The following is a 22449-nucleotide window of genomic DNA, read 5'->3' as shown; positions in this document are numbered from 1 at the left end:
AATTTCTTCTTTAGATATGATTGATTATTTCATTCATTTTATCGATATATACCTTCATCTGCTCCGCATCAATAACACGTCCTCCGTAAATCACGGGTCTGACTTCGCGGATAAATTTAGCAATCTCTCCGACATCCATTCCGGTTTTTCGGGCAATCCGGTGGAAAGAGCGTTCATCGTCGGCCACTTCTTCAATATCCACTTGAATCTCTCTCCGAAGTTCTTCGGCTAAATAGGAAAACTTCTTGCGAACTAAATCCGCATGGTCTTTCTTCTGAAAGTAAAGCGTGCCTATCAGTTCGGTAAATTCAAGAGATTTATTGGCCGGCTCGTGAATAACAGGGATCACCCGTTGCCGCCTCTTCGCTGTGAATATCATAAAGAGTATGATGGTAATCATCGTCAGATACAAAGCCCAACGAAGCGGTTCATGTGCAAGAAAATAACGGAAAGGTGATTGCTGCACCTGTGCAGTTTCTTTCATGTACCCCTCCGTGCGAACGATAGGAAGCTTCCCCATCTGCGACAACAAACGGAAGATATAGGTTGCATTTTTGCCGTCCAACATTCCGTAATTGGTAAAAATCAAAGGAGTGGAAACTAAAATAACTTCTCCTTTCCCCCACCGACGGGACATCGCTACAGGCATATAAACAAGACTATCCGTTGTCAACGAGTCCATCTCTGTTTCATACCGGAACTCATTCGACTCAAGGACTTTTTGTGCCAGTACCCTTTCAGGAAGCGAATCTCCCCAGAAATAAGAAGAGCACAACTGGGGATAAAAATAAAAAGTCTGACGGGGATAAACCGCCGAATCTCCCACCCAGCACAGACTGTCTTTTAACAAGAATGAAGTTGCATATTTCTTCAAAGCCATCGGACTGAAGTAGGAATAATAAGACCTGAAGCTCAAAGTATCTTCCATATATCTGCCAAACAAGGTACTCACCAGCATGATCTTATCTCCGCGTTCCGCCATTTTCAACAGAGCGTTTACATCAACATCCGACAATCGCAAATTATCAGAGATTACCAATATCCCTCTGCGCTGCGTTGTATCTTCCTGCTCCAACTGATAGAGACTTTTTTTCGAAAAGGTGTAGCCCTGTGGCAAAGAAGAAGATAACAGACTATCGAATATCGCGCATCCAAAAGGTTGCTCATCATAATGTCCGAAAGTGGGCTTCCACACAAAGTTCTTCGGCAAATGATATTCTATTGCAAACATGATGAATAGAAAGGCAACAATAAAGATAATAAACCAACGGCTTCCTTTCATGAGACGCCTCCTTTCTCTATTTCTCCCTGTAGAGACTGCATGGTCAGGAAGAGTTCTTCCGTCGCCTCAAAGTTTCCATAACGTACCCGTAAGAAATGATTGGTCAGTTGCCGGAAAGCCGGCATCCGTACTTCATTGATATATTGGGTAGGTGTTTTATAAAGTTGCCAGTCAATACGTTCTGCATCACTAAGTTGTTTCAAAGTTTGCAAATAAAGCAAACGTACCGCTTCCCGGTAATCCTGACGGGAAAGTGCCTCTGTAATACCTCCCGGAAAATCCACACCGTAAATTGTATCCTCTTCAATCGTATAAGGCAATGCATTCTTACGAGAGACCATAAACAATTCGGGGCGTTTCCGGTAGACGAACCAAACAATCAATAGCAAAATAAGAATGGCAATACATATCAGGATAAGCCCTGAATACTCTTCAGCAAAACGACTGCCGAATATCTTACGCATCAATTCCCCAAACTGCCTGCTGATCCACTCAAAGACATTCATCTCCGGAGTAATCAATTCACGGTTATAGTTGTATGCCGGATCAGACTGCCAAAGGGCAATCTGCGCCGTATCACAGACTAATGTATCAGCCGGGGAAGTGAGATTCATCTAGTTGAGGTATGTTTTAGAGTTTATCAAAATTATCAATATCGCTTTCTACCGTTATGCTGTCTACCACTTCCGATGCATGACCGTACTGATAAACCAGACCGACAATACTGAATATAGCCGACAAGTAAGAACCATACAACATCAGGATAGAGAACAAATATTGTGCGAAGTTCAGTCCGACCGATGAAGAGGTTGCACCTCCGTCACTCATAGTAAAAATCATTTTCACAATATAGATCACATACCATGGTATAGAAACAATTGTCTGCAATACGCTGGCAATGAGTCCCATTACAAATAATATCAGAAAAATTCCGCCCCAGGTTGCGAATCCTAACCGGAATGTCTTTGCAAATGCCTCGCTCAACGAAATATCTTCAAATAAGTAGATGGGAGACATTAATACCAAAGGTATCATAAATGCGAATAAAAGCGGAATGGTCAGAATGAGCGTGAAAGGTGTTAACACAGCCAATAGAACAACAAGGATCACCGCAAAGAAGAACAAGAAGCCACAAGCAATCCCCATCAGGAACAGCCTCTTGACATTACGGAGCAGCAATGGTTTTATATCGCCAAATACAATTCCGTTCAGGCGTTCTTCCCGTTCATTGTACAATCGCACCATCGCATAAATCAGGGAAGTCAGCAGCAAACCTCCCAAGCATGAGAAGAAGATCACTCCCGCATAATTCAATGCAAATGAAGGTCCCAGAGCAGCCAACGGATTCTCACCTATTCCTCCTGAAGTTTGCATGGCACTAAGATCTGTCATACTTCCCATTAAACCACTAAAGTTAGCAGCCTGAATTAAGCATATAGGGAGTATCAGATAAGTTGAATACTTAAACAATTGTTTCCAATTCTCTTTTATAAAATCAAAAGAAGCGTTCAACTTCTCACCGAAAGGACGTTTCACATACATCGCAATCTTAGGTTTCTGTGATTCCATGTTTTTTTCTATTTGGTAAATAAATATAGTAGAATATAATAAATGTCAGAGAAGTGAGTATCACACCGAGCCTCAACATATCGGGAAGTTCTGTATGACGGGTAATAAAACCTTCTATAAAGCCTGCCATAATGAATACCGGAACAGTGCCGATCACTATTTTCAAGCCTCGCTTCGCTCCTCTTCTGAAAGATTCCAGTCGTGAATACGTGCCGGGAAACAACCAACCGTTTCCTAAAGCTAATCCGGCGGCACCGGCCACGATGATCGCCCAAATCTCAAGCGTCCCGTGTAGCCAGATGGCAAGACTGGACTCCCATAACAAATCGTGCTGATAAAAAAATGTTTGGAAAGCTCCTACCATGATACCATTGGAAAGAAGCATATATCCTGTGCCGAAACTGGTCAGCAATCCCATGGCAAAGCAGTTGAAAGATACCATCACGTTATTAAGCGTAATGCCTAGAAACATCGGTACTTCAGAAGAGCCGTTATACACGGTCATGGGCTCACCATTGGCTATATTGTCGAGTGTCATATCTACATAACCGTTTCCTAATATCAGCCGGACAAAATCCGGATCATTCGCTGCAGATAATACACCGATTAATGCGCTGGCTACAAAAATCAGAAAGGAGGTCAGTAATTCGCGGCGTGCATCGTGCATGGTTCGTGGCACTTCCTGTGTCCAAAAGGTAATAATGCGTGTCCACTTCTCTCGTTTATTCCGGTAAATCTCGTTATGCAACGCCGAAGCCAGATTGTTCAGATAAATAGTAATACGGGAAGTCGGGAAATGTGTTTGCGCAAATGCCAGGTCAGCTGTCAAGTCCGTATATGCATCGGCCAGTTGATCGGGAGACAGACTCGCCGCCCGCTCTACAACCTTCTCTGTCACCTTCCATTTTTCAATGTTCCGACGAATAAACGTTACTTCTTTCATGCTTTTCAATAGATTTCGGATAAGTTTTGTCCGAAACCGGAAGCAAAAATAAGAGAATTATGATATATTTGCAACGGAATCCTAAAAATGTTTAACCTGAAATGGCAGAATCTACGATAATAACCGGACAATTCGTTCGTATCAGCCAAACGCCAGCCAGTATCGGCGAACGACTGATGGCTTTAATCATCGATTATTTTCTGATCGGACTTTACATCTTGTCCACTGCCACTCTCTTATCCGAATTAAGTTTACCGTCAGGATTCCGTTTATTCTTTTTCCTGTGCATCGTTTATTTGCCGATTCTCGGTTATTCTTTTCTTTGCGAGATGTTCAATCACGGACAGAGTTTTGGAAAGAAACTCATCAATATCCGTGTTGTAAAAGTGGACGGTTCCACTCCCAGCATAGGATCTTATCTGTTACGATGGATTCTTTTCCCGATCGACGGTCCTATCACAAGTGGCCTGGGACTTCTGGTCATTTTACTGAATAAAAACAATCAACGGCTAGGAGATCTTGCTGCCGGTACGATGGTGATTAAAGAGAAAAACTATCGTAAGATTCATGTCAGCCTGGATGAATTCGATTATCTTACCCAGAATTATCATCCGGTATATCCGCAATCGGCTGATTTATCACTCGAACAAGTGAATGTAATTACCCGAACACTGGAATCCAGCGAGAAAGACCGGGCAAGACGTGTCACGGCACTTGCTAAGAAAGTACAGGAATTGCTTTCTGTTACTCCTCGTGACGGTAATCAGGAAAAATTTCTTCAGACTGTACTTCGCGATTATCAGTATTATGCATTGGAAGAAATATAACTAGAATACGCTGTTTCAGACTATTCAGGCAAGGGAGTATTCTCACCATAGTGAGAATTAATTCTCATTGTAATGAGTATTTTTTCTCATCGCAGTGAGAACTTTTTCTCATAGGCATAAGAATGTTTGAGAAAGCCAGCACAAAAAAGGGGCATACTCACAACAGAGTACACCCCTTTTCTTAATTTTATCTACAATGAGACCGGACGTCGTTTTAGTCCACTTGTCCCAGAGAGTTTCCGTATTCCATCTCTCCCTGAACCACAAAGAGGACTTCTTCAGGATCATATTCTCCTACTTCATCCTTTTTGGCTTCTTTTACAATGTAAGCCACAACCTCTTCCAAATCGATGTTGACATAACCATCTTCATCGGGCTGAGCGTCGAGAATGCCACTTTCAGAGTAATACTCGTCGATTAAATCGAGAAAATAATACAATTCGTCGTCCGAGAACTTCTCCTTCAGTTCTTGAGGCAGATAGTTTTTGATAAACTCGATGGTCTTTTCGTCATCGGCATCTGCTAATAAAAAATCGTCTTCCAGTCCCATGGTAATTTAAGTATTAAGTAATAGGTATTAAGTATTATCGACTATAAAAGCTTCTTTACTTTTTCCGCAAATACAGATTTAGCAACTGCACCTACCTGCTTGTCTACTATTTCACCGTTCTTGAAAAACAATACAGTAGGAATATTACGGATACCATATTCAGCAGCCATATCACCATTTTCATCTACATCGCATTTACCGATGATTACTTGTCCTTCAAACTCCGCAGCCAATTCTTCAATGATAGGAGCCACCATCTTGCAAGGGCCACACCAAGGAGCCCAAAAATCCACAACAACCGGTTTTCCTTCTGCAAGAACCTCTTTATAGTTGCTGTCTGTAATTTCTAAAGCCATTTTTTTAAGTATTAATTATTAAATGTTATTTCGTTAGCTTATTCGCGCCACAAATATAATCAATAAAATTCAATTGAAGTTATCTATTTATTGTTTTATAATATCAGTAAAGCACTTTGTGCATAGGTTGGTTCCTACTTACCTTTTGAATCTTTTTCCTTTTTAGAAGAAGCACGCAACTTAATCTCGGCATCCAACACTATCGAACGATTTGGAGATAACGGCTCCTTAATCTTCTCAATTATCAATTCAGCCACCACCTTACCCATTTGTTGTAAAGGAGGCTCAACCGTAGTCAATTGTGGATAAACAATTGTAGATAACACCGTACCAGAAAAACTAGCAATAGCAATCTCCTCCGGAATCTTCTTACCTAAATCCCGCAGTCTATTCATTGCACCAATAGCCAATGTGTCTGTGAAAGCAAAAATTGCATCAAAGGAGACTCCTTTTTCTATTAACATATCTGCCGCATTTGCTCCATCCTTGAAAGTCAACCCCGCCTTTAACATCCTATCTTTATCAAACGGAATGTTAAATTTAACCAATGCGTCTTTATATCCTCTCGCCCTCTCTACTGAATTATACACATCATCAGGTCCCTGTAAATGAACAATATGCCTATAACCTTCCCGAATCAAATGCTCAACCAAAAAAAAAGCCTTTATATAATCGTCTACAATAACCTGGGAAACATTCATTCCATACGGTATACGATCATAAAAAACCATGGGCATTTCCGCCTGCTGCAGACGTATATACTGATCCAAATTCTCCTTATAACTACAAAGACAGATAATAATTCCATCTACCATAAACCTTTCCATTGTTTGCAGATTCTCTCTTTCCTTATTTGGATCTTCATCTGATTCTGCAATAATAACCTTTATCCCATTAGCATAAAGTACACTTTGTATACCGCTTATCACTTGTGAAGCAAACGGAGTGAGCATTTCCGGAACGATAACCCCAACAGTATTCGTATGTCCATATTTCAAATTGGTAGCTACCGGATTAGGCTTATACCCTAACATTTTTGCTGTTTCCAGCACCCTTTCCTTAGTCTCTTGACGGATGTTCTTATCATTTATCAACGCACGAGATACTGTTGAAACAGACAAAGACAAATGTCGGGCTATATCTTTAATGGTAATGTGCTTCATAGCTACTTTTGTATTTTAACTTAGGGCAAAAATATGCATTTACAATGACAAATCCTAATCATTGGGAACGTTTGCAGATTTTGGGAACGTTCCCGCAATCGTTTGCAGGTAAAACGTCCTCAAAAAACAGCTTTTTATTATTCACCAAACTTATCTTTGCTTCATTAACAATAATATAGAATTAAAAAATAAAGAAAACATGAAAACACAAGTACTTTCTTACAATTACAACCGCGAACATATCAAACCAGGTATCTTACATATTGGTGTCGGTAACTTCCATCGTGCCCATGAAGAATTTTATACTAATTCATTATTAGAAGATCCTACCCAACAGGATTGGGGTATTTGCGGCGCTATGCTATTGCCTGGAGATGAGCGCCTGTACAGAATACTAGAAAAGCAAAAAAAGGAATATACACTAACTATTTGCGGACGAGATGGTAAAGACCAAACTTATCAAATAGGTTCATTAATCGAGTTGATTTGGGGAATCGAAAATCCAGCAGCCATTATTAATAAAATTGCCGATAAAAATATCCATATCATTACACTAACTATCACCGAAGGCGGATATAATATAGCGAAAGCTACCAATGAATTTATGCTGGATAATGAAAATATCAAATATGACTTAACACACCCACAAAGCCCGAAAACGACCTTTGGCTTTGTAGCCGAAGGATTACGGAAAAGAAAAGCTGTCGGGAATGGACCTATCACAATTTTATCTTGTGACAACTTACAACATAATGGTAACACCGCACGCAAAGCATTTCTCTCCTTTTTCCAAGCCCAAGATCCAGAACTAGCAGAATGGGCAACAGTAAATATCACTTTTCCTAACAGTATGGTAGACCGTATAACCCCCTCGACCCAACCTGAAGACATTATCCGGCTGAACACCCAAAATGGAACTCAAGACGGAGCACCTGTATATTGCGAAGACTTCATCCAATGGGTAGTGGAGGATAAATTTATCGCCGGTCGTCCTGCATGGGAAAAGGTCGGCGTAGAATTTACGCAGGATGTGACTACCTATGAAAATATGAAGCTCAGCCTATTGAATGCCTCCCATACCTTACTTTCATATCCTGCTTTCCTGAGCGGATATCGTAAAGTAGACGTCGCCATATCCGATGAACGAATTAAAAAGTTCGTACGTGGCTTCATGGATATTGATATTACTCCGTATGTTCCTGCACCGGGAAACATGGATCTGGATTTGTACAAACAAACTTTAATAGAACGTTTCGGTAATCATACCGTTAGCGACCAAGTAGCGCGTTTATGTTTTGACGGTGCATCCAAATTTCCCGTATATATCATGCCAAATCTAATCCAGATGATCCGTGACCGCGCAAATCTTACTCGCCAAGCGTATCTTTTTGCTGCTTATCGTCATTACTTGAAATATAAGACTGATGATAACGGAACTAGATTTGAGATTGCAGAGCCATGGCTGACAGCAACAGATGACATCCTTATAGCCAGTAATTCCCCAATAGATTTCCTCTCACTATCACCTTTCCAAAGTACAGAACTGAAAGCTGCCGACGAATTTGTTGAATTATATCTGCAAATGGTGAATGCAATCAAAGAAAAGGGAACAATGTCAACACTGGAAAGTATATTATAACAAAACTCTTTTTTGTACCCTAATATTATGAATACACAAAAAAATAACAGTCTCGGTCCATTCATTGTCCTGACTTTCATATATTTCATAGTAGGTTTCCTAACAACTGTGAACGGGCAGTTTCAAGGTCCTTTAAAAATTGCGTTTCTTTCGCATGCAGATGAATTGAGAAATACATTAACAACTTTTATATCTTTCTTTTTCTTCCTCGGATATTTACTGAATAGTTCATTAGGAGGAAAATGGATAAACGTGCACGGTTACAAGAAAACATTACTACGCGCACTGTCAATCATGGTTATCGGTCTATTAATGTATTCTCTCTCGTCCTGGCTTGTAGTACACTACGGAGATGCTCGCATGCTAATTTTTAAAGACCAAGTTCCTTATGGCTACTTTATTTTTCTATTGGGCTCCTATTTAATGGGAACATCAGCGGCCTTACTACAAGTTGTAATCAACCCTTATATTGCCGCCTATGAACTGCCAAATACGCAGCCGGTACAGCGTATCAATATCGTATGTGCTATCAATTCATTTGGTACTACGATCGCTCCTTTTTTTGTTACAGGAATTATCTTTGCCGGTGTTACGCTTGAAAGTGTTACGGCCGACCAATTAATGTTTCCCTTTTTAATGATCACCTTATGTATCATTATCACTACATTAATCACCTCCCGACTAAACCTGCCTGATATTCAAGGAACCAGAGTTGACAATAACAATAAGCCCAAACACAGTATTTGGTCTTATCAACATTTAAGTTTAGGAGTCATCGCCCTATTTTTTTATGTAGGGGCAGAAGTATCAATTGGAGTAAATATCAATTTGCATGCAATGGAACTAATAGAAAATGGGCACAGTTTTTTTTGCTTTGGAAAAAGTCATATAGTAGTCTGGGGGTTAGATCTAGGTATCCCCGCATTACTCGCCACTCTCTATTGGGGAGGTTTGATGGTAGGAAGGCTTATATTTAGTTTTTTCAACAATGTTTCTCCACGCATATTACTCACTGTAACCACCATTATTGCTACAATACTTATATTGGTGGCTATTCTTACCAACAATTTATGGATATTGGTATCTGTAGGACTATGCCATTCTGTAATGTGGGGTTGCATATTCACTTTAGCTATTAAAGGATTGCAGCAATACACTTCCAAAGCTTCCGGCATTCTTATGATGGGAGTATTCGGCGGTGCCATATTCCCTGTACTTCAAGGCATCCTTGCCGACACATGGGGAAGCTGGCAATGGACATGGATAATTGCACTTATATGTGAACTAGTTATGCTATATTATGCCATTTCCGGATCACATATTAAAAACTTACCCAAAGTACAACAATCATGATGTTTCCATTAGCTGTCTACATAGAAATGGGACATGCCTAATATATTTTTATGTTTTTATACACGATTCTTAAAAAAAAATACATAAATTGCAATATCAATCAATATTTTATACAAATATTCTATCTGTATAAATTAGTTCGATATAAGAGTGCTATCCAAAAACAATAAAGACGTTTTGAGGTTGACAATCAACAGTCCTAATTGTTTATTAAAATATTATCCAAAGTGATGCATTGTGAAACTATAGAAAAACAAAGAAAAATATTATTATCTGTTCGGAATGGCTCCGAGAAAGCCTATCAAGAACTTTATGAGCAATGGGTATCTCGGCTATATGGATTCGTGTTTCAATACCTAAAGTCGAAAGATGCAACCGATGATGTTGTTCAGGAAACTTTTTTACGTATATGGTCTAATCGTGCTAATCTTAATCCAGACGTTTCGTTTAAATCATACTTATTTACGATTGCATATCATTTTCTACTAAAAGAAATGCGCCGTCAGTTAAATAACCCCTTGATGGAAGATTACGTTGAATATCTTAATCGGTCGTCTACAGAAACAGCTGAAGCTGAATCATTGATGTGCTATGACCAATTTGTAAATGCATTAGAAAAAGGAAAACAACACCTATCTCCTCGTCAACGTATCATATTCGAAATGAATAAAGAATATGGTATGTCAATTTCTGAAATTTCTGAAAAATTGTCGATAACTAACCAAGTCGTGAGAAATCAATTATGTATGGCTCTAAAAATTCTCCGTGTAGAATTGCGTCAATATTATCCTCTTCTTCTTCTCTTCCTGAAAGATATTTGAAAGTTCTCTTGTTTATGTGTTTTATAACATAATACTTTTGATGTTACATTTAGCTTACTTGTGGATATAACATATAAAATGTTATAAATATGCACATAGTAAATAAAGCAAAAGACTTATTAAAGAAGTTTCAGTCCGGTAATCTTTCACTATCGGATTTTAAAGAATTGGTATCAACAGTTAACGACTCGTCTGACCAAGAGTTGGAGGACGTTCTTTTCGAAGAATGGAATAAATTTGATACATATCCTTCTTTATCTCAAGAAAAGATTGACTCCTTGTACTCTCACCTACATAAAAAGATGAAGATCTCACCTTTTTACAAAATAACACGGCACTGGGGACAAATTGCAGCCTCAATTCTTTTCCTTTTTGCAAGCGGATTAACCATACTGTACTACATACAACACCAAGAGTTGCAAACATTGGCTGAACAAGATGTAATAGTACGTTCAGGAGATTCCGGCACTTCTCAAGTGACTCTTCCTGATGGTACATTGGTTCGTCTAAATGCAAACTCATCCCTTACATATCAACAAAATTTCGGACAGGATAATCGCAAGGTGAAATTATCGGGTGAAGGATATTTTGAAGTTAAGAAAAACACAGAGAAAAAGTTTATTGTCAATACCGGATATATAGATGTCACAGTTTTAGGAACAAAGTTCAATCTTTATGCCTATGAGGATAAGGATATTATAGAGATGGCTTTGGTAGAAGGACATGTTAATGTATCTACATCGCAGCCTCCCTATCAGACTATTTGCGTTAAACCCAATGAAAAAGTTACTTATAACAAATATGATAATAAACTTAATATAGAAAAGACCACTACTAAAATAGAAACAGCTTGGTTGAACAAAGAATTAGTATTCCGGGAAGAAAAATTGGAGAATGTATTCCAATGTTTATCAAGGAAATTTCGTGTGAAATTCTCAATAGATAGTTCAATATCCGTAGATGATGTATACACTGGTGCATTCGATGATGAGAAAATCGAAGATATATTGGAAGTATTGAAAATACATTATGGATTCAATTACACAGTTAAGGATGGAAAGATAAATATTCGAATGAACAAATAATTATTAATCTTAAAATGAAATGATATGAAAACATGAATGAAAAACAAAAAAACTTCGGATAATTTGCCCATTATCCGAAGTTAGGAATGAGTCTTGTATGAGTTTCCGCTCATACCAACTCTTAATAAAAAAGAAAATAAACCAAATAGTTGTGTATTTATGAAAAATAAAAAACAATTAATCAGTTTAGTGCAGAAAGATAATAAAAATACAATCAAGTTGTATTCCTTATTGTTATTTTTTTGTTTCTTAACATTCACAAGTGCTAATGCACAGACAGGAAAAGTCAGCATTAATTTAAAAAATGCATCAGTAAAAGAGTTATTTAATGCAATTGAATCCCAAACGCCCTATCGTTTCTCATACCGTAGCGTAGAAGTAGAGAATAAAAAAGGGGTTACCATTTCTGTAAAGAATGCTAAACTTAAGGATCTGCTTATTCAAGAACTACCTAAACTTCACCTCTCTCATATAGTACAAGGTAACAAAATAATTGTGACTCCTGCTACAGATAACCAGTCCTCTGACAAGTCTAATAAAGTAACAGGGAAAGTGGTTGACACAAATGGCGAGCCTATAGTTGGCGCTACCATCAAGGAACAGGGAACAACGAACGGTACAATTACGGATATGGATGGTAACTTTAGTTTTATGGTTTCTCCCAACACAATGATTGAAATCTCCTATATAGGATATCAAGAGCAACGGATAAAAACCGTCCTTGGAAAAAGTATGTTCATTACCTTAAAAGAAGATACAGAACTTCTTGATGAAGTGGTTGTAGTTGGCTATGGAATACAAAAAAAGGTAAATCTGACAGGAGCCGTTTCCGTAGTAGATGCCAAAACAATTCAGAATCGTCCGATTACAAATGCAACCCAAGCATTACAGGGAGCACAAGGTGTCTATGTAAACTCTGCAGCTGGAGCTCAACCTGGCAATGATGCGGCTACTATTCGTATTCGTGGTATGGGAACATTTTCCGGCGCAGGCAATGACCCGCTGTTCCTAATAGACGGAGTCCCAGGCACATTGACCGATGTAAACCCCAGTGATATTGCCAGTATCTCCGTATTAAAAGATGCAGCCTCAGCCTCTATCTATGGTTCACGTGCAGCAAACGGCGTTGTGTTAGTAACTACCAAAAAAGCAGAAGCAGGACAGTTTTCTGTTTCATACAATAACTCTTTTGGATTACAGCAAATTACTTATCTGCCTGATGCGGTATGGGATCCGATCCTTTATATGAAAGGCTTTGACAAAGCCTATGAAAATGAAGGGAGAGCCCCTCTTTATGCAGATATTATAGAAGAATATAAAGAAGGAATGAAAGTCGATCCTTATACCTATCCTGCAACCAATTGGTTCGATCTATACTTTCGTGACGCTTTTATACAAGAACATAATATACGTATTTCCGGTGGTAATGAGCATATACAAACAGGTTTGTCAATAGGCTATCTGGATCAAGAAGGTGTTGTCAAATTCACAGATGCCAAGAAAGTTTCTATAAACTTTAATAGTACTGTTAAATATGGCCAATTCAAAGCTGGTATCAATGTTTCAGCAAACTACAGAAACTATAATGAACCACATTATGGAATTTCTGATTATATGCAATTAGCCATGCGCGCCCTGCCTGTAATGACCCCTTATCTAGCTGATGGCAGTTATGGGCGTAGTTGGGTAGTGACTCCCGGACAAAATGCATTCGGCAATATGTTAGCTTGTAAGGATGGAGAGAACAATTACAAACAGACCCGCATTGTGAGTAGTGCATTCGCAGAATATGTCTTCCCTTATGATATCAAATACAACGTTACATTAGGAATCAGAAAAGTAGATCTGACTAGAAGATATTTCCAACCGGCAACTTATACATATAATCCCAAGACACTGGAACCGCAAAAAATGATTGCAAATACCACAGCTATGAATACAGCAAATGACGATATCAATCCATCAATAAGCCAGACCATTAATTGGTCTCATAAATTTAACGGAAAACATGATATTTCCGCTCTGCTAGGTATGAACTATGAAGAATTCAATGCCTGGTCATTCAGCGCAAGAGGACAAAACGGATATTTGGATAATGAACTAACAGAAGTAGGACTGGCAACAACATTTCTAAAACCCAGCAGTTCCAGTAGTAAAGTCCGTTTGCTTTCTTATTTTGGCAGATTGAACTATGATTATGCAGATCGCTATTTGTTCGAGATGAATCTCCGTTATGATGGTTCTTCCCGTTTTGCAAAAAAACATCGTTGGGGGCTCTTTCCCTCTTTCTCTGCAGGATGGCGCATCGACCAGGAACATTTCATGGAAAACGCACAAAACTGGTTGTCAAACCTGAAGATGAGAGTTTCATGGGGGCAATTGGGAAATCAGTCGATCGGCTTATTTCAATATACTCCAGTTATGAATTCTGGGGTAAATTATATATTTGGTAATGTACCTGCAACAGGATATGCGGTAACTCAAGCTGCTGACCCCAAAATTTCATGGGAAATAACAACAATTACCAACTTGGCATTAGATTTCGGAATTTTCAATAATTCACTGAGTGGTTCAATTGAATTTTTCAAAAAGAGGACCAAGGATATTCTTCGTTCTGTCAACCAACCGTCACAAGTCGGAAATCTAACCGGAGCCATGCGTAATATTGGTACAGTTGACAATACAGGTTTTGAAGCCAACTTAGCTTATCGCAATACCATCGGAAAATTCAACTATAATATATATGGTAATGTTACCTATGTGAAGAATGAAGTCGTAAATATTGGCGGTGATGATATGATTAACGGCAGAAGAATTACAAGAGAAGGATATCCCATTGATGCTTACTATCTTTATATATGTGATGGAATTTTCCAATCCGAAGATCAAGTAAAACATCATGCTTTCCAAAGCGTCAACACACATGCCGGTGACTTAATTTTCAGAGATGTATCCGGCCCCGAAGGAGTACCTGACGGACAGATTACAGAAGATGACCGTATCGTGACAGGTAGTTCCGTACCAGATTTCACCTATTCGTTCGGTTTAAACCTGGATTATAAAGGAATAGGATTGAATGTGTTTTTCCAAGGAGTATCAGGCATTAGTACTTACCCAACTCATAACTTGGTGTATCCGTATGCTAATGGCGCAGGTGTTACTTATGAGTGGTTGAAAAAAGCATGGACACCCGAAAATACCGGTGGCGGATTTCCACGTTTACTGACTACCAACAGTCAGCATGATAATTATACGAAGTCCAGCACATTTTGGTTAAGAGATGCTTCTTATTTACGTTTAAAAAACATTCAACTGACTTATGATTTCCCGAAAAAATGGATCACCCCATTAAAAATTGCAGCGTTAAAAGTCTTTGTGAATGCAGAAAACCTCTTGACCTTCTCTGACTTTGACATTTTTGATCCAGAAAGGTCGTTAACTTCAGACTATATATGGTCATATCCTTCTGTAAAATCATTTACAGGCGGTCTCAATATTACATTCTAAATTATACTGATTATGAAAAAAATATTAATAGGATTTGGATTTTTTCTTTCTGTTACAAGCTGTTCTCTTGACACCGTTCCAACAAGCCAATATGTAGAAGGAAACTTCTGGAAATCCCCCGAACAAATAGAAGCCGGTTTAGTAGCTTGTTATAATACAATGTATAACGTATACATGTATGGAAGCAACTTAATTTTTAGTGAAACGGGAACACCCAATGCTTATAATTACAACGGAGCCTATGGATGGAGAGTAATTGGTGATGGCACAGTCAATTCTATAAATTCAGGTATAGTGAATGGAAAATGGGGAGCATGTTACCAAGGTATCGGACGTTGTAACACATTTATTGCCGGTGCTCCCTCTTTTACCATTTCGGAAGATGAAAAGAAAGAGATGGTAGGAGAAGCTAAATTTCTGCGGGCATTATATTATTTTGATCTTACCAATATGTATGGTGACGCACCTTTAATTTTAGATAAGCCTGACGTAAACACACAGTCATTTTTACCAAGAGATCCAAAGACAAAAATCACAACTCAAATAATTCAAGATTTGAATGACGCTTTTACAGCGTTACCGCCAACATCTTCTCAAATAGGGCGAGCCAACAAATGGGCTGCCAAAGCATTGCTAGCACGCGTTTATCTATATAACGAGATGTGGGAAGAAGCAGAAAAAGCTGCCGAAGCAGTCATTAAGTCTAATAAATATTCTCTCTTTCCTGATTACCGCAATTTGTTTTCAAGGGACCATGAAAACAATCAAGAAGTAATCTTTGACGTACAATATCTTTATCCAACTTTCGTACATTCTGGAGATGGACTGGATATCGTGCTTCGCCAATTCAACACGATTGCTCCGACTCTGGATTTAGTAATGGCCTACGATATGAAAGATGGTTCACCGTATACTAGTGACCAAGATTTGTATACAAACAGAGATCCCCGCTTCTATGCCACTATCGTTTATCCAGGCGCTACTTATATGGGACAAATTGTAACGGAAGACAAATTTGTGAATACTGGATATACATTCAAGAAATATTCGCGTTATGACACAGCAAAGGAAACTCTAGATGACAAGAATGACATCAACATTATTCTTATGCGTTATGCCGATATATTAATGATATATGCAGAAGCACGAAATGAACGTTTGAGTGAACCAGACCAATCCGTATATGATGCAATAAATGAAGTGCGCAATCGTCCTTCCGTAAAGATGCCTTTGTTTGACAAAACCAAAGATAACTTCACAAAAGAACAGATGCGTGAAAAAATACGCCATGAACGACGTATTGAATTTGCCGGTGAAGGCTGGTACTACAATGATATTCGCCGTTGGAAAGTTGCAAAAGAATTAATGGATGGTAGTACTGTACAAAAATATGATGGTTCTGTTATCGAAAGACGTATGTTTAATGACAAGAATTATCTATTTCCACTACCCCAACAAGAAGTAAATGATAATCCGAATCTACTACCCAATAATCCGGGATGGTAAAAATAAACAAATCTTTTTATTGAAATGAAGAATAGATACTCATTATTGTCAATATTCTTTTTGTCAGTTATGTACCAGTCAGGAGCTAAAGCTCAAGACACGAAGCAACGTCCCAATATTATTTACATTTTAGCAGATGATATCGGCTATGGGGATTTAGGATGCTATGGACAACAAAAAATAGAGACACCGAATTTAGATCGGTTAGCTGCAGAGGGTATGCGGTTTACACAACATTATTCCGGCTCTGCCGTTTCTTCTCCTTCTCGCTGTTCATTAATGACAGGATTACATACGGGACATGCCTATATTCGTGGAAATGATGAATTGCCTGAACGAGGTAATATTGGCAATTATTTGGCAGTATTGGCAGATTCCACTTTAGAGGGACAGCGTCCGATGCCTGAAGGTACAATAACTGTGGCATCCTTATTGAAACAAGTCGGTTATACAACCGGTTGCGTCGGTACATGGTGTTTAGGTTATCCAGGATCAAGTTCTACGCCCCGTAAAATGGGCTTCGATTTCTTCTATGGATATCATTGCCAACGACAGGCACATGATTATTATCCTTCTTTTCTGTGGCGAAACGAACATCGGGAATATCTGCCTAATCGTCTTCTTTCTCCGAATCAGAAGTTAGACGCGGCTGCCGATCCTTATAAGAAAGAAAGCTATGAGTTCCTTGTCTCCAAATCTTATGCTCCGAAGTTAATGCTTCATGAGGTTCTTTCGTTTATAGGACGACATAAAGAGCACCCTTTCTTTCTATATTGGCCTACTCCCATTGCACATGTACCATTACAGGCACCTCAACGCTGGATTGATTATTATGTAAAGAAATTTGGTGACGAGCCTCCTTACTTGGGTAATAAAGGGTATTTTCCGTGCCGCTACCCGAAAGCCACATACGCTGCCATGGTTAGTTATATGGATGAACAAGTTGGCTGTCTGATTGAATTATTAAAAGAATGCGGGCTTTATGAAAACACATTGATCCTATTCAGCAGTGATGACGGACCTACTCACAACGGAGGAGTGAATGCTCCTTGGTTTGATAGTGCAGGTCCCTTCAAATCGGAAAAAGGCTGGGGAAAAGGCAGTTTACGTGAAGGTGGTATTCGAGTGCCAATGATTGTTCATTGGCACGATCAGATTACCGCCGGATCTGTCAGCGATCATATTTGCGCCTTTTGGGATGTGTTGCCTACATTAGGCGAAATTACCGGCTATTCCTATAAAAAGACAGATGGCATTAGTTTTCTTCCTACTTTGAAAGGCAATCGTCAAAAAGCACATGAATATCTTTATTGGGAGCTTCCGGAAGGAGAAGGTTCGAAAGCTCTCCGCATGGGAAAATGGAAAGGATATCTTTCTAATATTAAAAACGGAAACCGTTGTGTAGAGTTGTATGATCTGGAAACAGATCCGCAAGAACAGTATAATCTTTCATCTACTTATCCGAATGTAGTGAATGAAATAGAAAAAAAGATGAAAAAAGCTCATACGGAATCCCCTGTTACTAATTACAAATTATAAATTATCGAAAATATGAAAAAGTGGAATTTATTACTTGTGTTGGCTTTACTTTTTGTTGCATGTAAAGATGAATACGATGTCAATTTAGATGAACTTTATGACACTATCACTGGTTCATCTTCTAAAGTAGATAAAGAAATCATTACATGTGGAGATTCTAAAGTCATGATTATCAATATAGGCAAAGCCTCTATGACCACAGTACCATATGAATGGGAATGGGATTCAAAAACAGCAGACGATCTTTCGGCTACGTTGAAAAGACGTTTATTGGGAATAGATGAGTGTAAAGTTGTAAATGAAGGAAACGACCAACTCGTCTTGCTAGCATCTTCAGGAGGATCAGCTCTTATTCTTTCTCGTAAAACCAAGAAATGTTTATTCACTGCCGCGGATGCCCCAGGAGCACACTCTATTGAGTTACTGCCCAATAATCGAGTCGTTGTGGCCCTCTCTGGTGACGTAGGTGGCTTCCAGGTATATGACAGAAACGCTTCCAACAAAGTTATCTTTAAAGAAGATCAAAAAGGCGGACATGGTGTTATCTGGATGGAAAATCAGCAACTTTTATATGCATTAGGATATGACAAATTACTCGCTTATGAACTGAAAGATTGGAATACATCAACGCCTTCATTTGTGAAGAAGAAAGAATGGGATCTACCTTTAGGTGGGACAGAGCAAATACCGGATGGACATGATTTAATTCGTATTTCAGATCATGAATTAGGATTTACAACAGCTTATAACGTATATGTACTCGATACAAATACAGGAGCCATCTCTGAATTCGAACCAATGAAAGGTCGCAAATTTATCAAATCTTTCAATTACGATAAAGAAAGCGAATACTTAGTTTATACTTATGCAGATATTGAGTGGTGGACACATAATATTCACATCCAAAACCCCAACAAAACAATCACCATCAGTAATGTGAATCTTTATAAAGTGAGATTTGTACCTGAAAGGGGATAAATAAGAAGAGGCAGCAATGAATTTGTGAAACGAATAGTTTCTTGAATAGTTCATAAAACGGATATAAAAAACATGAAAAATATATATGCAATATTTATACTTTTTTTTGTCTTGTGCGCATGTGCTACCGGACAAATAAAGAACGAGATTGTTGTCTGCGGTGACGATAAAGTATGGATTGTCAATGTAGATAACTCAGAGGGAAAAAATTTAGATATCGTATGGAAATGGAATGCACAGGAGTCTAATATCCCTGACGATTTCAAAAAACACTTTCGAGGAATGGATGAATGCAAGACGGCCCAAAATGGAAACTGGATACTTATGTCCTCTTCGGCCGGAGGAGCAGCTATTATCGAACGCTCATCTGAAAAATGCTTATTTTATGCAAGAGTTCCAGCCGCACATTCCATAGAGCTACTTCCCAATAATCGGGTAGTAGTAGCATTATCACATAATGAAGAAGGAGATTGTATACAATTATTTGACATTAACCGCCCTAACCAAGTTCTTTTTCAAGATAGTCTTTTTTGGGGACATGGAGTGATTTGGATGGAAAACCGTCAGTTGTTGTACGCACTCGGATTTAATGAATTGAAAGCTTATTCCCTAAAGGATTGGGAAAGCAATCAACCGGCATTGCAAATGGAAAAAGTGTGGAAACTACCAACAGACGACGGACACGATCTGATTCGCATTTCAGAAAATGAATTGGGATTTACAACATCCTTTGGAACTTACGTGATTAATTTAGATACGGAAAAGATAATTCCATTTCAACCTTTGGAAGGGAAAAAATTTATTAAGTCATTCAACTATAATAAAAAGAATAGAACTTTAAGCTATACACAAGCTGAGATAGAATGGTGGACTCACAATATTTATCTGGAAAATCCTAAGAAAACGTTGACGATAGATAGTATTAATTTGTATAAGGTCCGTCCGGTTATCTATGAATAATCATAAAATAAAAAAGCAATTATGTATATAGACAATAAAAAAGCAATATGGGGGATTTGGCTAGTTATTTTATTACTAGTCCACACTTCATGCACAAATTCTATCAGCCGTCCAGAAAGGACATTAAAGTTGCTTCCTGAACCTGCCCAGCTAACAATAGGAAAAGGAGCTTTCATTTTACAGGACAATATGATTATCTGTATAAATGATTCCTCCTTAAAGCCGGCCGCTGATTATCTAGTTACCATCCTGCAACGTGCCACTGGTTATAAGTTTGTTGTTAAAAGAGATGGGAGTGGTCATATTCAATTACGTATAAACGGAGAATTACCTCACAAAGATGGCAATTACACATTAAAGGTTACCCCGGATCAAATACACATATCTTCGGCCAATTATGCCGGTGTAATAGCTGCTATATCAACAGTCCGTCAAATGCTTCCTGCTGCAATAGAAACATCAGCTGTTGTTTTGGATACAGTTTGGTCAATACCAACTGTTTCTATCACGGATGAACCCCGTTTCGCATGGAGAGGTGTGTTACTTGATGTAGCTCGCCATTTTTTCAGTAAAGAAGAAGTAAAAGAGCTGTTAGATGTAATGGCACTTTATAAAATGAATAAGTTTCATTGGCATTTGACTGATGACCAAGGGTGGCGTATTGAAATCAAAAAATATCCTCTACTGACAGAGAAAGGAGCATGGCGTACATTTAATGACCAAGATCGTATTTGCATGAACCGTTCAAAAAGAGAGAAGAATCCCTCTCTCAATATTCCTTCTGATAAATTACGAATTATAGAAGGAGACACATTATATGGAGGATTCTATACACAGGAAGATATACGTGAAATTATAAAATATGCAGCAGTACGTGGTATTGACGTAATTCCAGAAATAGACATGCCAGGACACATGCAAACTGCAGTCAGCCTTTATGAGAATGTTTCCTGTTTCTCGCAAAAAGGAGCACCGATGAATATTTCTTCTCCTATTTGTCCTGGCAAAGAGAGTGCTTTAGAGTTTTGTAAAAACGTGTATGATGAGATTTTTCGTCTTTTTCCTTCTGAATATGTACATTTAGGAGCGGATGAAGTTTCAAAAAAGAATTGGAAAAAGTGTCCAGATTGTCAAGAGCGGATGAAAACGAATGGTTTAAGGACCGAAGAAGAACTACAATCATGGTTTATTCATCAAATGGAACAATATTTCAATGAACATGGAAAACGTCTGATTGGCTGGGATGAAATATTGCAAGGTGGAGTGTCGCCCACGGCTACAGTAATGTGGTGGCAAAGCTATGAAAAAGAGGTTGTAAAAAAATCCATAGCCCAAGGCAATTCGGTCATTCTCTGCCCAAACTATGATTTCTATTTAGATTATCCTGAAATAAGACAGTCTACCAAGCTAATTTGTGAATCAGTTTCTTTACTAGACTCATTGAACGAATCTCAATCAAAAAAAATATTGGGAGTACAAGGAAATATATGGGGAGAATTCATTCCTTCTCGTGAACGAATGTATTATATGGCATTCCCTCGATTGCTTGCTATTGCAGAATCTGGTTGGTCGCAAGCAGCAAATTACAACTGGGAAAGCTTCCAGAAACGCATGATTGGACAATTCAACCGTTTAGATGTATTGGGAATAGATTACCGCATGGTTGATTTGGAAGGATTTTGCGATACAAATACTTTTATCGGTGAAACTAAAGTAAATGTTATTTCCCCTGATCCGGACGCTGTTATCCATTATACAGACGATGGCACAGAGCCAACCGAAAAATCGGCAGTATACACTGCCCCTATATCCATCCGGAATTCTGCAGATTTTGCCTTCCGTGCGTATCGTCCTAATGGAAAATCGAGTAAAGTTTTCCGTACTTCTTATAAAAAACAGGATGGATATGTTCCAGCAGACATTAAGGTTCCGGAGAAAGAAGGATTAATGCTTACATGCTATGAAGGTAATATTTCTTCTTGCCAGGCAATAGAAAATTATCATTTAAAAGAAAAGAGCACCATCGACGATGTCGCTATTCCCTCAGGAGTAGATATTCGTAATTTATCAGATAGCGGAGTAGGTTTAATTTTTACTGGTTATTTTTATGTATCGGTTGATGGTATCTACTCATTCTACCTTTCATCTGATGATGGTAGTACACTAAAAGTAGATGGCGAAATGATTGTAGACAACGAAGGACGACATCAGAAAAAAGAAGTATCATGTCAACGTGCATTGGCGAAAGGATGGCACCCCTTAGAAGTCCGTTATTTTGATGTACATGGTGGATGTTTGTCGTTGAAGATATATGATACTTTAGGCAAACAAATAAAACCAATATACAAGCATTAATTAACTAATGAAAAAT

The 22449-nt window shown here is 38.5% G+C and carries 18 protein-coding genes; 11 read left to right on the top strand and 7 right to left on the bottom strand.

The annotated features are described in order from the left end of the window. Positions 1-10: 10 nt before the first annotated feature. The 4 genes from CJF29_RS04130 to CJF29_RS04115 are packed head-to-tail and all read right to left on the bottom strand — an operon-like array spanning position 11 to position 3794. On the bottom strand, positions 11-1282 hold the full coding sequence (locus CJF29_RS04130; protein ID WP_074559164.1) for a DUF4350 domain-containing protein: 1272 nt from the start codon (positions 1280-1282) through the stop codon (positions 11-13). Next, on the bottom strand, positions 1279-1896 hold the full coding sequence (locus tag CJF29_RS04125) for a DUF4129 domain-containing protein (protein ID WP_074559165.1): 618 nt from the start codon (positions 1894-1896) through the stop codon (positions 1279-1281). The genes CJF29_RS04130 and CJF29_RS04125 overlap by 4 nt, the downstream gene beginning before the upstream one ends. Before the next feature lie 16 nt (positions 1897-1912). Continuing rightward, positions 1913-2851, bottom strand: coding sequence for a hypothetical protein (locus CJF29_RS04120; protein ID WP_074559166.1), 939 nt, complete (start codon positions 2849-2851; stop codon positions 1913-1915). Further along, on the bottom strand, positions 2832-3794 hold the full coding sequence (locus tag CJF29_RS04115; protein ID WP_074559167.1) for a stage II sporulation protein M: 963 nt from the start codon (positions 3792-3794) through the stop codon (positions 2832-2834). The genes CJF29_RS04120 and CJF29_RS04115 overlap by 20 nt, the downstream gene beginning before the upstream one ends. A 101-nt stretch (positions 3795-3895) precedes the next feature. Here CJF29_RS04115 and CJF29_RS04110 point away from each other — a divergent pair, with 101 nt between their 5' ends. Next, entirely contained in the window at positions 3896-4621 is a 726-nt protein-coding gene (locus tag CJF29_RS04110; RefSeq protein WP_074559168.1) for an RDD family protein, read from the top strand. Between the two features lie 214 nt (positions 4622-4835). On the opposite strand, the gene CJF29_RS04105 is transcribed toward CJF29_RS04110, so the two are convergent. The 3 genes from CJF29_RS04105 to CJF29_RS04095 all read right to left on the bottom strand — a co-directional run bounded on the left by CJF29_RS04105 (position 4836) and on the right by CJF29_RS04095 (position 6690). After that, positions 4836-5171, bottom strand: a complete 336-nt coding sequence (locus tag CJF29_RS04105; RefSeq protein ID WP_004307939.1) for a hypothetical protein — start codon at positions 5169-5171, stop codon at positions 4836-4838. A 41-nt stretch (positions 5172-5212) separates the two neighbouring features. Then, positions 5213-5527 (bottom strand): thioredoxin, encoded by a 315-nt coding sequence (gene trxA, locus CJF29_RS04100; RefSeq protein ID WP_008998931.1) that lies wholly within the window; start codon positions 5525-5527, stop codon positions 5213-5215. A 134-nt stretch (positions 5528-5661) separates the two neighbouring features. Beyond that, entirely contained in the window at positions 5662-6690 is a 1029-nt protein-coding gene (locus CJF29_RS04095; RefSeq protein WP_074559169.1) for a LacI family DNA-binding transcriptional regulator, read from the bottom strand. 199 nt (positions 6691-6889) lie between these two features. Between CJF29_RS04095 and CJF29_RS04090 the strand changes: the two genes are divergently transcribed. The 10 genes from CJF29_RS04090 to CJF29_RS04045 all read left to right on the top strand — a co-directional run bounded on the left by CJF29_RS04090 (position 6890) and on the right by CJF29_RS04045 (position 22433). Further along, positions 6890-8329, top strand: coding sequence for a mannitol dehydrogenase family protein (locus CJF29_RS04090; RefSeq protein ID WP_099146655.1), 1440 nt, complete (start codon positions 6890-6892; stop codon positions 8327-8329). A gap of 27 nt (positions 8330-8356) precedes the next feature. After that, positions 8357-9682 carry an MFS transporter gene (locus tag CJF29_RS04085; protein ID WP_099146654.1) on the top strand — a complete coding sequence of 442 codons (1326 nt, stop codon included), beginning with the start codon at positions 8357-8359 and terminating at the stop codon, positions 9680-9682. Between the two features lie 230 nt (positions 9683-9912). Then, positions 9913-10503 (top strand): RNA polymerase sigma factor, encoded by a 591-nt coding sequence (locus CJF29_RS04080; RefSeq protein WP_004299237.1) that lies wholly within the window; start codon positions 9913-9915, stop codon positions 10501-10503. A gap of 89 nt (positions 10504-10592) precedes the next feature. Continuing rightward, entirely contained in the window at positions 10593-11588 is a 996-nt protein-coding gene (locus CJF29_RS04075; RefSeq protein ID WP_004299235.1) for a FecR family protein, read from the top strand. Positions 11589-11747: 159 nt separating this feature from the next. Further along, positions 11748-15095, top strand: coding sequence for a SusC/RagA family TonB-linked outer membrane protein (locus tag CJF29_RS04070; RefSeq protein ID WP_099146653.1), 3348 nt, complete (start codon positions 11748-11750; stop codon positions 15093-15095). Positions 15096-15107: 12 nt separating this feature from the next. Then, the gene (locus CJF29_RS04065) at positions 15108-16601 is read left to right on the top strand and encodes a RagB/SusD family nutrient uptake outer membrane protein (RefSeq protein ID WP_099146652.1); all 1494 of its coding nucleotides are present in this window, start codon (positions 15108-15110) and stop codon (positions 16599-16601) included. A gap of 24 nt (positions 16602-16625) precedes the next feature. Next, positions 16626-18140: an arylsulfatase gene (locus tag CJF29_RS04060; protein ID WP_099146651.1), complete on the top strand. Its 1515-nt coding sequence runs from the start codon at positions 16626-16628 to the stop codon at positions 18138-18140. Positions 18141-18152: 12 nt separating this feature from the next. Next, the gene (locus CJF29_RS04055; RefSeq protein WP_099146650.1) at positions 18153-19118 is read left to right on the top strand and encodes a DUF6528 family protein; all 966 of its coding nucleotides are present in this window, start codon (positions 18153-18155) and stop codon (positions 19116-19118) included. 72 nt (positions 19119-19190) lie between these two features. Continuing rightward, on the top strand, positions 19191-20078 hold the full coding sequence (locus CJF29_RS04050) for a DUF6528 family protein (RefSeq protein WP_099146649.1): 888 nt from the start codon (positions 19191-19193) through the stop codon (positions 20076-20078). 21 nt (positions 20079-20099) lie between these two features. Further along, the gene (locus CJF29_RS04045) at positions 20100-22433 is read left to right on the top strand and encodes a family 20 glycosylhydrolase (protein ID WP_099146648.1); all 2334 of its coding nucleotides are present in this window, start codon (positions 20100-20102) and stop codon (positions 22431-22433) included. Positions 22434-22449 lie beyond the last annotated feature (16 nt).

Source organism: Bacteroides celer, assembly GCF_002632415.2.
Classification (GTDB): Bacteria; Bacteroidota; Bacteroidia; order Bacteroidales; family Bacteroidaceae; genus Bacteroides.
The sequence above is the reverse complement of the archived record's forward strand: the minus strand, read 5'-3'. Positions and strand labels throughout refer to the sequence as shown.

What these genes read in the sequence shown, in the direction of transcription:
- CJF29_RS04060 (WP_099146651.1), top strand. Translation starts at nt 16,626, where the DNA reads ATGAAGAATAGATACTCATTATTGTCAATATTCTTTTTGTCAGTTATG.
- trxA (WP_008998931.1), bottom strand. Translation starts at nt 5,527, where the DNA reads ATGGCTTTAGAAATTACAGACAGCAACTATAAAGAGGTTCTTGCAGAA.
- CJF29_RS04110 (WP_074559168.1), top strand. Translation starts at nt 3,896, where the DNA reads ATGGCAGAATCTACGATAATAACCGGACAATTCGTTCGTATCAGCCAA.
- CJF29_RS04120 (WP_074559166.1), bottom strand. Translation starts at nt 2,851, where the DNA reads ATGGAATCACAGAAACCTAAGATTGCGATGTATGTGAAACGTCCTTTC.
- CJF29_RS04105 (WP_004307939.1), bottom strand. Translation starts at nt 5,171, where the DNA reads ATGGGACTGGAAGACGATTTTTTATTAGCAGATGCCGATGACGAAAAG.
- CJF29_RS04075 (WP_004299235.1), top strand. Translation starts at nt 10,593, where the DNA reads ATGCACATAGTAAATAAAGCAAAAGACTTATTAAAGAAGTTTCAGTCC.
- CJF29_RS04090 (WP_099146655.1), top strand. Translation starts at nt 6,890, where the DNA reads ATGAAAACACAAGTACTTTCTTACAATTACAACCGCGAACATATCAAA.
- CJF29_RS04065 (WP_099146652.1), top strand. Translation starts at nt 15,108, where the DNA reads ATGAAAAAAATATTAATAGGATTTGGATTTTTTCTTTCTGTTACAAGC.
- CJF29_RS04085 (WP_099146654.1), top strand. Translation starts at nt 8,357, where the DNA reads ATGAATACACAAAAAAATAACAGTCTCGGTCCATTCATTGTCCTGACT.
- CJF29_RS04070 (WP_099146653.1), top strand. Translation starts at nt 11,748, where the DNA reads ATGAAAAATAAAAAACAATTAATCAGTTTAGTGCAGAAAGATAATAAA.
- CJF29_RS04080 (WP_004299237.1), top strand. Translation starts at nt 9,913, where the DNA reads ATGCATTGTGAAACTATAGAAAAACAAAGAAAAATATTATTATCTGTT.
- CJF29_RS04055 (WP_099146650.1), top strand. Translation starts at nt 18,153, where the DNA reads ATGAAAAAGTGGAATTTATTACTTGTGTTGGCTTTACTTTTTGTTGCA.
- CJF29_RS04125 (WP_074559165.1), bottom strand. Translation starts at nt 1,896, where the DNA reads ATGAATCTCACTTCCCCGGCTGATACATTAGTCTGTGATACGGCGCAG.
- CJF29_RS04130 (WP_074559164.1), bottom strand. Translation starts at nt 1,282, where the DNA reads ATGAAAGGAAGCCGTTGGTTTATTATCTTTATTGTTGCCTTTCTATTC.
- CJF29_RS04050 (WP_099146649.1), top strand. Translation starts at nt 19,191, where the DNA reads ATGAAAAATATATATGCAATATTTATACTTTTTTTTGTCTTGTGCGCA.
- CJF29_RS04095 (WP_074559169.1), bottom strand. Translation starts at nt 6,690, where the DNA reads ATGAAGCACATTACCATTAAAGATATAGCCCGACATTTGTCTTTGTCT.
- CJF29_RS04115 (WP_074559167.1), bottom strand. Translation starts at nt 3,794, where the DNA reads ATGAAAGAAGTAACGTTTATTCGTCGGAACATTGAAAAATGGAAGGTG.
- CJF29_RS04045 (WP_099146648.1), top strand. Translation starts at nt 20,100, where the DNA reads ATGTATATAGACAATAAAAAAGCAATATGGGGGATTTGGCTAGTTATT.